Below are 15,582 nucleotides of genomic sequence, written 5' to 3' on the forward strand. Positions count from 1 at the left end.
ACGCTCATGATTTTGATTTTGCAAACCAGAATCAATTTCGGTTCAAAGAGAAAGGCCCGGGAACTCCGTCCACCGGGCCTCTCCTCGAGCCGTGTCTTCTTTTCTCAGCAGTTGGACATCACCACTTCATCTCCTCCTTGCCGGGGCCGGCCTCCTGGCGCTTCTCGCCGGGGCGGCTGACGGAGGTGAGGGTGGCGCGCACGGCGCCCAGGTCCAGCGTGCCCACGGCGGCGAGCGGCAGGCGGCGCGCGTCGTCGGAGAGCCACACGTGCACCTCGCGCTTCTGCTTGGGGCGGTCCAGGCGGACGGCGGTGCCCACCAGGTGCCAGGCGTCGAACTGTCCCAGCGGCGTGGTGACCTTCTCCTTCTTGAGCACCTGGCCCTGCATGCGCCACAGCCGGCGCACGCCGTACACGTCGAAGCAGACGGAGAGGTTCTCCTCGAGGGGGAGCTGACGCAGCAGGTAGATGGAGCCGGCCACGTCCAGACCGTCCTTGTCGTAGGTGTAGTTGTACTGGCCCTTGGGGCGCTGGCCGATCTGGTAGTCCACCTTGATGGCGCGGTCCTTGTGGGTGAAGGCGACCTCCACCTTGCGGCGCATCTCGTTCTCGGTGGCGTCCTCGACGTAGCGCTTGGGGCGCAGCGTGCGCGGGTTGAGCCAGGTGGTGGCGCTGCCGCGCACGCGGCGGACCTTGGAGAAGAAGGAGTTGGTCTCCGCCTGCGCGAGCACGGGAATCTGGCCGTCCTGCGGCTTCTGGACGCGCAGGGTCATCTTGCCGGCCTGCGCGCCCATGGCGTCCAGGTCGAACTCGAGCACCTCGCCGGGCATGAACGTGAGCGGCATGCGCAGCGCGGGCAGCGCCTGCGCGCAGGGCTCCACGGTGATGGGGGCTTCGTCGGGCTTGGCTTCGGTGGCCTCGGCGGGCTTCTCACCCTCGGGCTTGTCGGCCTCGGTGTCGGGGAGCTGGGCCCAGGCGGCACCGCCGGAGGTCAGCATCAGGCAGGTCGCCAGGAGGGTGCGCAGGGTGCTCATCCTTCTTCCTTCCAGAGAGAAACTACGGGGTGCTCTTGGGCGTGTGACGGCCCGGACGCTTCGCGAATTCTGATGCCAACCACCGCTGCCGGAGCCTCGCCGTCACGAGCTGGCGGACCTGCGTCCATTCTCGCGCATCCCGGCGGATGTCCCAACCGGACCTCACGAGCTTGCGCGCCGCGTCTTTCGCGAAGGCCTCGTCCCCCAGCGCGGAGAGCAGCCGGAGGTACTCGTAGTCCTCCAGTCCGTCGCGCAGGTGCTTGAGGCGCAGGGACGCCACGGGGTGGTGTCGGAAACCTCCCAGGCGGCCGGGCGTGCCTGGGTAGAAGAGGGTGCCGTCGCCGTTGCCACCGAACTCGAACACGTCGGTCCAGACGTCGTGCTTGGTGTTGTAGGCGAAGACGGTGTCGAAATAGAGCTCACCGTCCACGCCGCTCGTGAAGGCGAGCAGGCCCATGGCGCGGTTGAGCACGGCGGGGTGGTCCACCATGTACGAGGCCCAACCGCTGTAGCTCTTCTCCTGGGCACGCTTCTGGGACGGGCCCCCATCACAGCCATGCGAGTTGCAGCTCTGGTACCACCAGATACGGGTGCCTTCGGGAAGCTGCTCGCGCATCTGGGCAATGGTGTGCACGGCGCGGCAGGTCTGGGGGCCGGGGCGGGGGAAGAAGCAGTTGAGCGTGGGCGCGAGGATGTCGGCGGCGCTCGCGAGCGGCTCCTCCATGGGCGTGGTGATGAGCACGCGGCTGCCCCCGGCGGCGCGCACGCGGCGCGACTGCGCGAGCACGAGCGGCACGTCCTCCGGCTTCGGCTCGTCCTTGGCGTAGAAGAAGAGCTGCGCGGGCCAGCCCTTCGTCCGGTAGTGCTCGGCGAACGCGCGGTAGTACGCGACCTTGCGCTCCTCGGTGTCCGCCTTGCGGCTGTCGCGCACGTCCGACGTGGTGAAGCGCGCACCCGACGCCAGCAGGCTCCCGTCGAGGAAGGGCGCCATCTCCGCGTCGTAGTCGCTCCAGTCGATGATGGGCGTGTCGCCCTCGAAGCGCACGGACGGCGGCGTCATGCTCATGCCATGCGCGCTCACGCGGTGCTCCAGCAGCACGCGCGCGTAGTCGCGCAAGAGCTCGCGGGCCTCCGGTGACTCGGGGGTGAGCCCGTGGCCCCGGGCGATGCTGTACAGGGAGATGCCGAAGCTGGTGGCGAGCGAGGACGTCGCCGGCAGCGCGAAGGGCTGCACCTCCACCGTGAAGGGGACGCTCACGTGCTCCAGCTTGTTGAAGCTCGCGCGCAGGCGACCCTGATAGGTGCCCGGCGTCTGGTCCTCCTTCGCGCAGACCTCCACGTAGAGCACGACGGGGCGGGGTGGGGCGTCGTCACGCTCGGGCGCGCCGAGCGGCAACAGGGCATCGGGCCACGGGCCCACGTCCCCCTCCGAGTTGGAGGGCACCTCGACATCCAGGTAGCCCACGCGCCAGATGTCCGCGCGCAGCGCGTCCGACGGACCGCCGAGCAGCAGCGGCTTCACCTTCAGGCGACGGGCCGAGTCGGGCAGCACCACCTGCGTGCCCTCGCACTCGCCGCGGGCCACGCTCAGGCGGGCCACGGGGCGCGACGCGAAGGCGGAGCCCGGGCGCACCTTGACCAGGGGAGACACCACCCTCGGCTCCGGCGTGGCGGCCAGCGCCGCCATCACCACCCACGCCCATCCCGCGCCCATCCGCCCCCTTCACTCTCCAGCGGTGCTACCCACCGCTCTCCGCGCTCGCCACCGCCATCGTCCGCCCCGGCTGGTAGTCGGTGATTTCCGCCACCACCGTGCCGAGCGCGAAGTCCGCCTCGATTCGCACCGGGACATGCCGCGCGTCCGTGGTGAGGTAGACGAACATGTCCCGCTTCGACGTCAGGCTGCCGCCGAACTCCGCCTGCACCCGCGTCTTGAAGACCTCCTGCGTCCCCAGCTCCGTCTTCAAGGTCTCGCGCGACTCCACCTTGGCGCGCATGGTGAAACTCTTGCTGCCGGTGAACACCGGGTAGGCGTACTCGCCGCCCACGACGAGCTCTCGGTTGCGCAGCGCGAACGTCGCGCCCGTCACGTCGAGCGTGCCCTCGGCCACCTCGGCGGTGGACTCGCGCGGCGCCTCGCCCTCCTTCTGCTTGACGACGAAGACACTCTTGCCATCCGGCTGCAGCTTGATGCGCTGGCGGCGGCGCTTGCCGTTCTCGTCCGCGTGCAAGTCACTGCCCACCACGCGCTGGGTGTCCGCCTTCCAGTAGGAGACGAACTTGTCCTTGATGGGCCACACGCCGATGAGCGCGTCCGAGCGCGCCACCGCGACGATGGGCCACACGTCCTCGCCCCACTGCTTCATGGGCGCGCCCACCGTCACCTGCGCGGTGCCCGCTGTCATGCCCAGGTACTTCACGCGATACTGCGCCTGCTCACCGGGGCCGAACGCCGGGTTCGCGGAAGACTCCTGGCCCAGGGCAGCCGCCGACCAGACCAGGCCCGCAACCACCGCCGCGAACCCCCAATTGGACTGCGCACGCATCGAGTGAGCTCCATCGCAAGGAAGTTAAGTAGCCCGCCTGCTACTCGCCAGGCCATGCCCCCGAACCATTCCCGCCACTCCACATTTCCCATCGACGTGCCTATGCGGCGGGCATTCAATGGACGCCCGCTCCCTCGTCGTGGGGGCGACCTGAGGGGCGGAAGGGGACATGAGTCTCGCACGGAGGGGCCCCACGGCGCTTCCCGGCCCCCTGAACCCGGCCGCCCTGCGGCGCGCCGGGCGTGTCCACCGGCCGACACCGCTGCTAGCCTCCCGAAGAGAAGGCGGCCCCGGCTGGAGGTCGCCCCCTTGCCCTGGAGACGCGGGAACATGGCCGGTGACTACGATTTCGACGACGACGACGCCAAGGAGACGACCAAGGGCGGCCGCCTCAAGGAGTTCGACTGTCCGGGCTGCGACGCCAACAACCCCGTGCACGATGGCTTCGGGGATGGGGACGAGCTGCGCTGCAACTACTGCGGCTGCGAGTACAAGGTGAAGATCAGCGCGGAGGGCCGCGCGAAGTTCAAGGAGATCTGACCCGCGCGCCGGCCCTCAGTTTCGCTCGCCGAAGAGCGCGGTGCCCACCCGCACCAGCGTGGCGCCCGCCTCGATGGCCAGCTCGAAGTCGTGCGTGGTGCCCATGGACAGCCCGGGCAGGCCATGGCTCCGCGACAGCTCGCGCAGCGCGTCGAAATAACCGCGCGCGCGGGCCACGTCGTCCGTGGGCGGCGGCAGCGACATCAGCCCCACCAGCGTGAGGCCCGGCAGCGCGCGCGCCTGGCCCAGGAAGTCGGGCAGGGCGGCGGGCTCCAGGCCCGACTTGGTGGACTCCCCGCCCACGTTGACCTCGACGTAGCAGGGCAGGGGAGAGGTGCCCTCGCGCCGCTTGGACAGCTCGCGCGCCACCTCCAGCCGGTCCAACGCATGGAAGGCGCTGGCCACCTTCGCCACGTACTTCACCTTGTTCGTCTGCAGGGGACCGATGGCGTGCCAGCGCAGGCCCTCCAGGTCCGACAGCTCCTGGGCCTTGTCGCGCAGCTCCTGCGCGTAGTTCTCCCCGAAGTCGCGCTGACCCGCGGCGTATGCCTCGCGGATGAGCGCCGCCGGCTTGAGCTTGGACACGGCCACCAGCGTCACCGACTCCACCGGACGCCCCGCGCGCTCGCACGCCTTCGCGATGCGCGCCTTCACCGACGCCAGCCGCTCCGCGAGGCCCGTGCTCATGGCGCGGGCTTCCAGGCCAGGGGCACGCCGGCGCGCGTCAGCAGCGCGAGCGTCTCGCCCAGCGGCAGGCCGACGACGTTGGTGGGGCTGCCCTCGATGCGCGCGACGAGGAAGCCCCCCTTGCCCTGGATGGCGTAGGCGCCCGCCCGGTCCACCGGCTCGCCCGTGCCCACGTACCAGTCGATTTCTCCGGCGCTCAGCTCACGGAAGGTGACGCGCGTGTGGACCGCGAGCGCCTCTTCATGCCGCCCCGCGAGCGCGACGCCCGTGTACACATCGTGTGTCTTGCCGGACAGGCGGGTGAGCATGGCGCGAGCCTCGGCCGGGTCCTGGGGCTTGCCCAACAGCGTCATGCCCAGCGCCACCGTGGTGTCCGCCGCGAGCACGAAGGCGCCAGGGGAGCGCCCGGCCACCACGCGGGCCTTCTCTCGCGCCAGCCGCAGGACGTAGGCGGCCGCCTCCTCGCCTGGGTGGGGCGTCTCGTCGATGTCCGCCGCGGAGACGGTAAAAGTGAGCCCCAGTTGCGACAGGAAGTCCCGACGGCGGGGAGAACCGGAGGCCAGGACGAGCAACGTTTGATCAGCGTGCGTGTGCATGTTACGGCTCCAGGCCTTAGCAGACTTGCGCCTCGGAGTGGACTCTACGGATGAATCCCGCGGACCTCCTGTCGGCCATGAAGCGGACGGTGGAGCAACTGGCCGCCTACAACGAGATGGCGAAGGCGTTGACGTCCACGCTGGAGCTGCGCGAGGTGCTCGCGCTCGTCATGCAGAAGGTCAGCAGCCTGCTGCTGCCTCGCAACTGGTCCCTCATCCTCCAGGACGAGCGCACCGGGAAGCTCTACTTCGAAATCGCGGTGGGCGAGGGCGCCGGCGTCCTCAAGGGCCTTCAGCTCAACCCCGGTGAGGGCATCGCCGGGGCCGTGTTCTCCTCCGGGGTCGCCCGGCTGGTGCACGACGTGGGCGGGGACCCCAGCTTCGCGCCCCGCTTCGACGAGGCCTCCGCCTTCCACACCCGCTCCATCCTCGCCGTGCCGCTCCTGTCGCGCGGGCACGTGCTGGGCGTCATCGAGCTGGTCAACGGCCCCACGGACCCGCCGTTCTCCAACGACGACCTCACCACGCTGACGGCCATCGCGGACTACGCGGCCATCGCGATTGAGAACGCGCGCAACTTCCGCCGGGTGCAGGAGCTCACCATCACCGACGAGCACACCGGCTGCTACAACGCCCGGCACCTGCGCGCGCTCCTGGACACGGAGGTGAAGCGCTCGGCGCGCTTCCGCCACCCGCTGTCGCTCGTGTTCCTGGACCTGGACCACTTCAAGAGCGTCAACGACAGGTTCGGCCACCTCATGGGCAGCGCCACGCTGAAGGAGGTGGGCGATTTGCTCATGTCCCTGGGGCGCAACGGGCTGGACGCCGTGTTCCGCTACGGGGGCGACGAGTTCGCCATCCTCCTCGTGGAGACGGACCAGGACGGCGCCGCGCACATCGGCCAGAAGGTCTGTGAGGCCTTCCGCGGGCGCTCCTTCCTCCAGGAGCACGGCCTGGACGTGCGCGTCACCGCCAGCGTCGGCGTGGCCACCTATCCGGACCACGCCACCTCCGCGCTGGACCTCATCCGCTCCGCGGACTTCGCCATGTACGGCGCCAAGGCCCGGGGCCGGGATGCCCTCTGCGTCGCGGAGCCTCCGGGCCCGGACACGCCCTCCGGCGGCTCCGACTTCCCGGTGCGCTGAACACGGGCCCTGCAAAAGCGAGAGGGCCGGGGAGGGAAGTCCCTCGGCCCGGCCCTCACGTGCTGTCAGCTGAAGCGGGTGACTTACCCGGCGCCGACCACCGAGTCGATGGCCTCGGGGTTGGTCACCACGTTGCCGCCCTTCTTCAGCGCCTTGAGGAAGGACTCCGTCACTTCAATCTGCTTGGCCTGCTGGGCCTGCACGCGCAGCGCGTCCTTCTTCTGCTCGAAGCCCGCGGTGTCCGGCTTCTGGCGCTCCACCACCTGCGCCACCACGAAGCCCTCGCCCACCGGGAAGACCTCGCCCAGCACCTGGGGCGCGCTCACCGCGAAGGCCGCCTTCACCAGCGCGGGCGCGGGGCCCAGGTGCGGCACGGCCTCACCCTCGGCCGTGAAGCTGTCGGTCTCCACCGCCTCCGGACGGGTCTCCGTCTCGAAGCGCAGGAGCGCCGGCTGCTCCTTCTCCGCGGGGAAGAGCTCCTTGAGCGTCTTGCCACCCTGCACCGTGGCCAGCGCCTTCTGGGCCTCCGCCTTCGCCGTCTCCTTGGCGCGCTCCTGCTTGAAGAGCGTGGTGGCGATCTCGTCCTGGACCTCCTCCAGCTTCTTGTCCTGGGCCGCCTGCTTCTCCTCCACCTTCACCAGGTGCACGCCGAACTTCGTCTCCACCGGCGCCGTCACCTCGCCCGCCTTGAGCGCGAACGCCGCGTCCGCCAGCACCGGCTCCCAGCTGCCGCGCTCCACCCAGCCCAGGTCGCCACCGCGCGCCTTGCTGCCCGGGTCCTCGCTGGAGTCACGCGCCACCTGCGCGAAGTCCTTGCCGCCGTCGATCTCCTTCTTCAGCGCCTCCGCCTTCTTGAGGGCCTCCGCCTTCTGCTCGGCGGTCGCCTCCGGGGGCAGCTTCACCAGCACCTGGCGCGCGCGGATGCGCTCGGGCTGCTGGTACACGAAGCGGTTGGCCTCGAAGTAGTCCTTGATCTCCTTCTCGTGCGCCTTCTTCCACTCCGTCAGCTGCGCGGGCGTGGGCGCGGCGACCTTGTCCGCGTACATGGTGGGAAGGAAGCGCGCGAAGACGACCTTGGCCTGGTTGCCGTCCTTCTCGTAGCGCGCGCGCACCTCGTCGTCGGACACGGTGGCGTTGGCGCGGACGACCTCCATCATCTTCTGCGCGGCCAGCTGCCGGCGCAGCTCCGTCTCGAACTCCGGCGGCGTCTTCCGGTAGAAGTCGCGCAGCACCTGCTGGTAGCGCGCGAAGTCGAACCCGCCCTCCTTGGCGTGGAAGTCCGTGTTCTGATGGATGAGCTTGCGCAGCTCTTCATCAGAGGGGGTGATGCCGCGCTGCTCGGCCGCCTGGGCGAGCAACTCCGTGTTCACCAGCCTGTCGAGCACCTGGTTGTGCATGCCGAACTGGCGGGCCACGGACTCGGGGATGGGGCTGCCCTGCGCTCGCAGGAAGCTCATCTGCCGGGCCCAGGCCGTGGCGAAGTCGCGCAGCGGGATCTCCTTGCCGTTCACCGTGGCCACCGAGCCGGGTGCCGTCACCGGACCCGAGGCGCCGAAGCCGGTGCTGCCCGGCCCGAATTGCAGCGTGAACACCACCGCGATGCCGATGATGAACAGCAGTGAGAGGACCTTCCGGGGGTTCAGACCGTCCATTGTCGTCACTTCGGAGAGCAAACGCGCCGAGAAAAGTCGTGCGGAAGGACTCGCGACGCGGTGTTGTTGGTAGCCCGGCTGAAGGGTGGCGGACCAGCGACCACCCCCCTCGCGGGCCTTGACTGCCTAGGACACTGCACCAGAAAATGCAAGCGATTTAGAGAGTTTAGCCGCACCCCTCCCTCCGCTTCCTCCTCCCACCCCGGAATTCCCCTCTGTGCTGTCGCTCCTCAAGCGATACCGGCGTCCCCTGATTGTCGGCGTCCTGCTCCTCTACCCGCTGGTCGCCTTCCTGCTGAGCGGGCGCAAGGGCAGGGACCCCAACCCCATCGATCGGGCGGTCATTGCCGTCACCTCGCCCGTGCAGCAGGCGCTCACCGCCACCATCGAGGGCTCGGTGTCCGCGGTGCGCCACTACCTCGATCTGCGCGGGGTCCGGCAGGAGAATGACGCGCTGCGGCTGGAGAACCTCCAACTGCGCGCCTCGGTGCAGGCCCTGGGGGAGTCGCGCACGGAGAACGAGCGGCTGCGCAAGCTGTTGGGGTACGCGGAGGTGGCGCCGGGGCCGGAGATTCCGGCGCGGGTGGTGGGCGTCAACCCGGTGGCGAAGCTGTTGTCGGTGCGCATCAGCGGCGGGGAGAAGGACGGGGTGTTCCGGGGCATGTCGGTGGTGACGCCGGACGGAATCGTGGGGCAGGTCATCCGGGCGACCTCCAGCTATTCGGACGTGGCGCTGGTGACGGACACGCAGAGCCGGGTGGCGGTGCTGGTGCAGCGCTCCCGGGCGCGGGGCACGGCGTCGGGGGCGGGCAGCGGGCCGCTCAAGCTGGAGAACATGCTGCGCACCGAGGACGTGGACAACGGCGACCTCATCATCACCTCCGGCACGGATGGCATCTATCCTCCGGGCCTGGTGGTGGGCCGGGTGACGAACCTGGAGAAGAAGGAGCACGGCATGTTCCAGGGCGCGGACATCGTGCCGGCGGTGGACACCAGCAAGCTGGAGGAGGTGCTGGTGGTGGGCAGTCCCTACAAGGCGATGGCGCAGGGCAGCGCGGCGGAGGGTGCGTCGAAATGAAGTTCCTGGTGACGGTGGGCATCGCGCTGGCGCTGCTCACGTTGGAGTCCGTGGTCGTCAAGCAGGCGGGGCTCGTGCTGGGCCGCATCGACGTCACCGTGGTGCTGGTGGCGTTCCTCGCGCTGCGCGCCACGCTGCTCGAAGGGGCCTTCTCCGCGTTCGCGGTGGGCTACCTGCTGGACCTGATGAGCGGCCAGCCCACGGGGCTGTTCACCTTCCTGGCCGTGTTCACCTTCCTCGTCGGGCGGCTGGTGTCCACCTTCGTGGACGTGCGCGGCGGGCTGTCGTTCGCGCTGTTCGCCATGGGCGCGGACGTGGGGCACGGCCTGCTCGCGGCCTTCTTCACCTGGCTGACGGTGAAGGACGGCGGCACGGCGCCGGCGCTCGCGGGGCTGCCGCTGCAGGTGGCGCTCACGGGGCTGGCGGCGCTGGCGCTCTTCCCGCTCCTGCGCCGCTTCGAGGCCGCGCAGGACCGTCCGGCGGGGTTGCTGAGGTGACGCCCCCCACGCTGGGCAACACGACGCCGGGCCGCGAGCTGCGCCGGCGCTTCCTGTGGCTGGGCCTGGCCATGACGGCGGGCCTGGCCCTGTTGTCCATCCAGCTCTACCGGCTGCAGATCACCCGCGGCGAGGAGTACTCCGCCAAGAGCGTGGCGAACTTCGTCAAGGAGGTGCGGCTGCGCGCCGACCGCGGCGTCATCAAGGACGCGCGCGGCACCATCCTCGTCGACAGCCGCCCGTCCTTCGACGCCGTCGTCACGCCCGCGTTCTGCACGGACTGCTTCGCGCAGGTCATCCCCCGGCTGGCGGAGCTGCTCCAGTGGGACGCGGACCAGGCGAAGAAGGTGGAGGACCTGGTGCGCCAGGGCCGCCGCAACGCGCCCTTCCAGCCGGTGCCGGTGCGCGTGGACCTGACGCGCGACGAGTATGATCGGCTGGCGGCGCGCCGGGACATCCTGGACGGCGTGGAGGTGGCGCCCGTCCCGCACCGCTTCTACCGGACCCACACGGTGCTGTCGCACGTGCTGGGCTACATGAACGAAATCACCCAGGACGAGCTCGAGCGGCTCAACGGCGACGGCGCGCGCTACGCGCTGGGGGACTACATCGGCCGGCGCGGCCTGGAGCGCTACTTCGAGCAGCGCCTGCGCGGCCAGGACGGCGTGCGCAAGGAAGTGGTGAACGCGCGCGGCCAGAAGATTGAAGAGCTCAACGTCAAGCTGGGCGACAACGCCGTGGTGCAGCCCAAGGCGGGCAGCAACCTGGTGCTCTCCATCGACATGCGCCTGCAGGAGGAGGCCGAGCGCGCCTTCCCCGGTGTCACCGGCGCGGTGGTCGCCATCGACGTGCACACGGGCTTCATCCGCGCGCTGGTGTCCCGGCCCGGCTTCGACCCCAACCTCCTGACGGGCCGCGTGACGCCCACGCAGATGGCACAGCTGTCGCGCGATCCGCTGGAGCCCATGGTCAACCGCGTGGCGGCCGAGCACTACAGCCCGGGCTCCACGTTCAAGGTCGTCACCGCGCTGGCGGCGTTCAAGTCCGGCGCGTTCCGTCCGGAGACGGTGGTGAACTGCCCGGGCGGCTACCGGCTGGGCGCGCGCACCTGGCGCTGCCACCTGGACCGCGGCCACGGCCACGTCGACGGCCTGGACGCGATGAAGAGCTCCTGCGACACTTGGTTCTACAAGGTGGCGGACACCATCGGCCTGGACCCGATTGGCGAGATGGGCAAGTCGCTGGGCCTGGGCAGCCCCACCGGCATCAACGTGGTGGCGGAGGTGCCCGGCATCATGCCGACCAGCGCGTACCACGACAAAGCCTCGCCCGGCGGCTACACCAAGGGCATGGCGCTCAACAGCGCCATCGGCCAGGGTGACAACAACGTCACGCCGCTGCAGCTCGCGCTGATGTACGCGGCCATCGCCAACGGCGGCACGCTGTACAAGCCGCAGATGGTGCAGCGGCTGGAGAACCTGGACGGCCAGGTCATCGAGGAGTTCAAGCCGGAGGTCGTCCGTCGGGTGGACCTGCCGCCCGCGCACCTGAAGGCCGTCATCGACGGCCTGGTGAAGGTGGCCCATGAGCCGGGCGGCACGTCGTACCGCTCGCGCCTGAAGTACATGCGCGACCTGGACGTGAAGGTGGCGGCGAAGACGGGCACCGCGCAGGTGGCGCGCCTGGGCGCCATCCGCCTGAAGACGCACCAGATGAGCTTCTTCGAGAGAGACCATGCCTGGTTCGCGGGCTTCGCCCCGGCGGACCATCCTGAAATCGCGGTGGTGGTGCTCAACGAGCACGGCGGCCACGGCGGCTCGGACGCGGCGCCCACGGCGCTGGCCGTCATCCAGAAGTACCTGGACCTGAAGAAGCTGGACGCCACGGCGCCGCCGCCGCGTCCCAACCAGCCCTACACCCCGTCGATGTTCCGCCCGCCGTCTCCCGACGAGGCGGCCATGACGCGGGGCGTGCGCCCCCCCACGCAGCTTCCGGGCGACGAGGAGTCCGAGGACAGGCATGCAACTCAGGATTGAGCGGCGGATGGTGCCCCACGTGCCGTGGGGGCTCATCTTCTGCGTGCTGGCCGTGGCCCTGCTGGGCATCTGGAACCTGGCCTCCGCGTCGCGCCCTCCGCTGGCGCCGGTGTGGTCCAGCCAGGCCCTGTACCTGGGCCTGGGCATCGTCGCGGTGCTGGTGGTGTGCCTGGTGGACTACCGCTGGATCCAACGCATGGCGATGCCCATCTACGTCGCCAACATCCTGGCGCTCATCGCGCTGCGCTTCGTCGGCCACACGGCCAAGGGCGCCGAGAGCTGGTTCGCCATCGGCCCGTTCCGCCTGCAGCCCGCGGAGTTCATGAAGATTGGCGTCGTGCTGATGCTGGCCAAGGTCTACCACGACGACTTCCGCCCCAATGAGCCGTCCTACGGCCTGGTGCGGCTGTGGAAGCCGCTGGTGGTGGTGGGCGTGCCCTTCATCCTCGTGCTGGTGCAGCCGGACCTGGGCACCGCGCTGATGATCGGCCTGTCGTCGCTCACCGTCATCCTCTTCGGCAAGGTGCGCTGGTACCTGGTGGCCACGTTGGTGGCGGGGGTGCTCGCGGGCGCCATCGTCATCTGGAACGACTACATCCGCGAGGTGCCGGAGCCCCGGCCCACCATCGTCCGGCACCACTTGAAGAAGCACCAGAGCCAGCGCATCTCCGGGTGGTTGGATCCGGAGGCGGACCTGCGCGGCAGCGGCTACCACGCGGCGCAGTCGAAGATCGCCGTGGGCAGCGGCGGCGTGTCGGGCAAGGGCTGGCGCGAGGGCACCCAGACGGGCCTGCGCTTCCTGCCCGAGCAGCACACCGACTTCATCTTCTCGGTGTGGGCGGAGGAGCACGGCTTCGTGCTGTGCACCCTCCTGCTGGTGCTCTATGGCGCCATCTTCATCTTCGGCCTGGGGGTGGGGTTCAGCGCCCGAGACAGGTTCGGCGCCTTCGTCGCCGTGGGCGTCGTGGCCATGCTCTTCTGGCAGGTGTTCGAGAACATCGGCATGGTCATCGGCTTGCTGCCGGTGACGGGCATCACCCTGCCGCTGATGAGTTATGGCGGGTCTTCCATGATGTCCGTGATGCTCAGCATTGGATTGCTGGTGAACATCAGCATGCGTCGTCACATGTTCTGAGACATCGCGAGCCGCGCGACGACGGGAGACTCACGAGGTCGTCACGAGCGCTCGGCGCCCGGCCCAGGGTGGTGTATGAATCAACCCACCAATTCCGGGGGGAGGGTGAAGCCCTCCCGGGCCGGTGGAGGTCAGGCATGCAGAGGAAGGGTGGGCAGAAGGCGACGGGGAGTGTCCGCGTGGCGGAGCTTCCCCATGCGGCGAGGGACGTGAAGCCCCCGGCGGCGACGGTGGTGGCCAGGCCGGGCGCTCCGGTGAAGGAGGAGCCGCGCAGGCCTCCCTCGGTGGCCCCCACGCCCGTGGCGGCGCTGTTGCCCGTCATCGAGAAGAACCAGGGGGAGCCCGAGCACCGGGAGTTCCCCCGGGCGCAGCTGACGACACGCTTCGAGGTCTGGGTGGATGACGACCAGGGCGGGCGCCGGTTCGCGGCGAGCCTGGCGTCCATCAACGTCAGCGTCAGCGGCGCCTTCCTGGAGAGCACCTTCTACCTGCCCTTGGGGACGGTGCTGGGCGTGAGCTTCTCGCTGGAGCCCGGCGCCGCGCCCGTGCGGGCCCGGGCCGAAATCGTCCGCGAGGAGCGCGAGGACGGCCCCGGGGGCCGCAGCGGCTTCGGCATCCGCTTCCTCGACTTCAGTGGACAGACGGAGGTGGCCCTGGCCCGGCTCTTCGTGGGCAACCGCCTGCGGGCCTTCGCGGAGGACTACCTGCGCTCGCAGCGGGCGCGCTCGCTGCCCAATGAGCTGGAGCGGGTGGTGGATGTGCTTTCGGCCTGGGAGCTGCTCAAGGCGACGAGCACGGAAGCGGACCCCTGGCAGGCGAAGTGACGCATCGTCCCTCCCTCGCGAGCCTGCCCGTCATGCGAGGGAATGCCCACCCCTGACACGCATTGACGGCGGGTGGCTCGCCCAGGGCCGTGGGCGCCACCGCGTACCGCCGTGTCTCAGGCGGGCTTGCCACCCGCCAACAAGCGACGCCGCTCCGCCTGGTAATGGGCTGAACACAGCCCCTTCGAGCGCTGCTCGCGCGTGCAATCCGGCATCGTGCAACGCCGGTCCGCCGCCACCATGTTGCCCGCAAGGGCCTTGGGCGGACGGCCGCGCCGACGGCTCGCCGACAGCGCATTGCTGCTCCCCGAGCCGCTCGACAGCGGCATGCCCTGGTTCATCGCGCGGAGGACGCCTCGGCCAATCGCGTCACCCAGCGCCTCCGCCCAATTCACCATGGCGGGGGTCAGGGGGACCTTCGACAACTCCTTACGTGGTCGTGCCATGAAAACTCCCGTGAAAACAGTCAAACAAAGCAAGACTCCCAATGCGCTTATTTGGCGGTGGATGTCAACGTTGTCAATACAGCCTGGGAGGGGTCTCTCATGACTCGCAAGTCGTCCCGAAAAATTGGTGACACGACTGCAAAGGGATACGTGTTTCCCACACGTGCCATGCGTGCTGATTTGCGCATCGCGGTGGATTTGTCCGCGCGGGTGAAAATGGCGCGAAGTCTGAGAAATCGCTGAGAGGGCACGAAAAGTTTGCGTGCGCGTGGCGTGGGATTGGCGGGGCCGCGCAAGGGACTCACGCTGGGTGCGAGACGAAGCGCGTCACGCGAAGGAGCGGAGCGCGGGTTGATTCGTCCCGGAAACGAAACGGGGTGGGGCGTCTGGCCGTACGACGAAGCGCCGGACAGGGCGTGGGCGGGAGGCATTGGCCTCGACCCGCCAGGCCCGTGCCCGGCGCTCGGAGGTCTACAGCGCCTTCTTGAGGGCGTCCTCGATGCGCGCCTTGGGGACGGCGCCGACGATCTGCTCCACGACCTGGCCGCCCTTGAAGACGAGCAGCGTGGGGATGGACCGGATGCCGTAGTTCTGCGGCGTGCCCTGGTTGTCGTCGATGTTGAGCTTGGTGAACTTCACCTGGCCCTTGTACTGCTCGGCGAGCGCGTCGATGGAGGGCGCGATGGCGCGGCACGGCGCGCACCAGGTCGCCCAGAAATCCACCAGCACGGGCTGCTCGGAGTCCAGCACCTGCTGCTTGAAGTCGCCATCTCCGACATTCGTCACGTTGTCGCCTGCCATGATGTCTCCTTGGGGCCCTCTGTGGCCTGCATGGCGCGTCGTCTAGTACGCGCCTCGTGGGGCTGCAAGAACCGGTGGGCCGGGGCCAGTCCGCCCGCAATGATGCGGCCGGCAGCCCGGGGTTTCACCTGGAAGGATCATCCGCCCCCCGGGCGCGGCGCTGGTGTAGGCTGGCGGGCGTGACGAAGCTCTTCCTGCCCCAGGCCCAGCTCGAGGAGTGGGCACTGGCTGACAAAGCGGACCTGCGTGACGGCCGGCTGGTGGTCATGGCCGAGGGTGGAACGGCCTTCGCCGTCTCACCGGCCGTGCATTTCCTGCAACTGGTGTCGGGCGAGGACACCCACGGCCTGGTGGCCAAGGTGAAGACCGAGGAGCAGCTCTCCCGACTGGGGGCCGAGCAGATGGCCGACTCGGTGCTGGTGGGGGAGTCCGCCTACGAGGTCGTTCCAGGGTATGTGACGGAGGTCCCCTCCGGCGCTCCGAAGCCGGAGGCGGCGGGGAAGAAACCCGATTCGGAGACGGACCTGTTGGCGGCGTTCCTCCTCAACAAGATGGGCTGATTCGCC

Annotated in this window: 16 protein-coding genes; 8 read left to right on the top strand and 8 right to left on the bottom strand. The window is 69.4% G+C overall.

The window, feature by feature from the left end; genetic code table 11:
• Positions 1-118: 118 nt before the first annotated feature.
• From AC6JA9_RS16175 to AC6JA9_RS16185, 3 genes are read right to left on the bottom strand one after another with little or no spacing between them, the layout of a single operon-like run.
• The gene (locus tag AC6JA9_RS16175; protein WP_223783017.1) at positions 119-1,033 is read right to left on the bottom strand and encodes a DUF3108 domain-containing protein; all 915 of its coding nucleotides are present in this window, start codon (positions 1,031-1,033) and stop codon (positions 119-121) included.
• 22 nt (positions 1,034-1,055) lie between these two features.
• Entirely contained in the window at positions 1,056-2,747 is a 1,692-nt protein-coding gene (locus AC6JA9_RS16180) for a DUF4091 domain-containing protein (protein WP_426746870.1), read from the bottom strand.
• 25 nt (positions 2,748-2,772) lie between these two features.
• On the bottom strand, positions 2,773-3,579 hold the full coding sequence (locus AC6JA9_RS16185) for a DUF3108 domain-containing protein (protein ID WP_223746759.1): 807 nt from the start codon (positions 3,577-3,579) through the stop codon (positions 2,773-2,775).
• Between the two features lie 330 nt (positions 3,580-3,909).
• Here AC6JA9_RS16185 and AC6JA9_RS16190 point away from each other — a divergent pair, with 330 nt between their 5' ends.
• Positions 3,910-4,119, top strand: coding sequence for a hypothetical protein (locus AC6JA9_RS16190; protein ID WP_141323204.1), 210 nt, complete (start codon positions 3,910-3,912; stop codon positions 4,117-4,119).
• 15 nt (positions 4,120-4,134) lie between these two features.
• On the opposite strand, the gene AC6JA9_RS16195 is transcribed toward AC6JA9_RS16190, so the two are convergent.
• Together AC6JA9_RS16195 and AC6JA9_RS16200 are read right to left on the bottom strand one after the other, a co-directional pair.
• Positions 4,135-4,806, bottom strand: a complete 672-nt coding sequence (locus tag AC6JA9_RS16195; protein ID WP_497960073.1) for a YggS family pyridoxal phosphate-dependent enzyme — start codon at positions 4,804-4,806, stop codon at positions 4,135-4,137.
• A complete protein-coding gene (locus AC6JA9_RS16200) occupies positions 4,803-5,402 on the bottom strand; it encodes a Maf family protein (protein WP_223746760.1) in 600 nt (199 codons plus the stop codon). The genes AC6JA9_RS16195 and AC6JA9_RS16200 overlap by 4 nt, the downstream gene beginning before the upstream one ends.
• A gap of 50 nt (positions 5,403-5,452) precedes the next feature.
• Between AC6JA9_RS16200 and AC6JA9_RS16205 the strand changes: the two genes are divergently transcribed.
• Positions 5,453-6,547: a sensor domain-containing diguanylate cyclase gene (locus AC6JA9_RS16205; RefSeq protein ID WP_141323208.1), complete on the top strand. Its 1,095-nt coding sequence runs from the start codon at positions 5,453-5,455 to the stop codon at positions 6,545-6,547.
• Positions 6,548-6,630: 83 nt separating this feature from the next.
• Here the strand turns inward: AC6JA9_RS16205 and AC6JA9_RS16210 are convergent, their stop codons facing one another.
• Positions 6,631-8,199, bottom strand: coding sequence for a peptidylprolyl isomerase (locus AC6JA9_RS16210; protein WP_174816718.1), 1,569 nt, complete (start codon positions 8,197-8,199; stop codon positions 6,631-6,633).
• A 217-nt stretch (positions 8,200-8,416) separates the two neighbouring features.
• Between AC6JA9_RS16210 and mreC the strand changes: the two genes are divergently transcribed.
• The 5 genes from mreC to AC6JA9_RS16235 all read left to right on the top strand — a co-directional run bounded on the left by mreC (position 8,417) and on the right by AC6JA9_RS16235 (position 13,769).
• On the top strand, positions 8,417-9,277 hold the full coding sequence (gene mreC / locus AC6JA9_RS16215) for a rod shape-determining protein MreC (RefSeq protein WP_046712898.1): 861 nt from the start codon (positions 8,417-8,419) through the stop codon (positions 9,275-9,277).
• Positions 9,274-9,774 (top strand): hypothetical protein, encoded by a 501-nt coding sequence (locus AC6JA9_RS16220; RefSeq protein WP_046712899.1) that lies wholly within the window; start codon positions 9,274-9,276, stop codon positions 9,772-9,774. Before mreC ends, AC6JA9_RS16220 begins: the two co-directional genes overlap by 4 nt.
• Positions 9,771-11,810, top strand: coding sequence for a penicillin-binding protein 2 (gene mrdA, locus AC6JA9_RS16225; protein ID WP_267696735.1), 2,040 nt, complete (start codon positions 9,771-9,773; stop codon positions 11,808-11,810). The genes AC6JA9_RS16220 and mrdA overlap by 4 nt, the downstream gene beginning before the upstream one ends.
• A complete protein-coding gene (gene rodA / locus AC6JA9_RS16230) occupies positions 11,794-12,945 on the top strand; it encodes a rod shape-determining protein RodA (RefSeq protein ID WP_223746763.1) in 1,152 nt (383 codons plus the stop codon). The genes mrdA and rodA overlap by 17 nt, the downstream gene beginning before the upstream one ends.
• Positions 12,946-13,082: 137 nt before the next feature.
• Positions 13,083-13,769, top strand: coding sequence for a PilZ domain-containing protein (locus AC6JA9_RS16235; RefSeq protein WP_408890842.1), 687 nt, complete (start codon positions 13,083-13,085; stop codon positions 13,767-13,769).
• Positions 13,770-13,885: 116 nt separating this feature from the next.
• Here the strand turns inward: AC6JA9_RS16235 and AC6JA9_RS16240 are convergent, their stop codons facing one another.
• Entirely contained in the window at positions 13,886-14,215 is a 330-nt protein-coding gene (locus AC6JA9_RS16240) for a hypothetical protein (protein WP_046712903.1), read from the bottom strand.
• A gap of 471 nt (positions 14,216-14,686) precedes the next feature.
• On the bottom strand, positions 14,687-15,016 hold the full coding sequence (gene trxA, locus AC6JA9_RS16245) for a thioredoxin (protein WP_223746765.1): 330 nt from the start codon (positions 15,014-15,016) through the stop codon (positions 14,687-14,689).
• A 179-nt stretch (positions 15,017-15,195) separates the two neighbouring features.
• Here trxA and AC6JA9_RS16250 point away from each other — a divergent pair, with 179 nt between their 5' ends.
• The gene (locus AC6JA9_RS16250; protein ID WP_194869015.1) at positions 15,196-15,576 is read left to right on the top strand and encodes a hypothetical protein; all 381 of its coding nucleotides are present in this window, start codon (positions 15,196-15,198) and stop codon (positions 15,574-15,576) included.
• Positions 15,577-15,582 lie beyond the last annotated feature (6 nt).

Source organism: Myxococcus sp. MH1 (assembly GCF_059738865.1).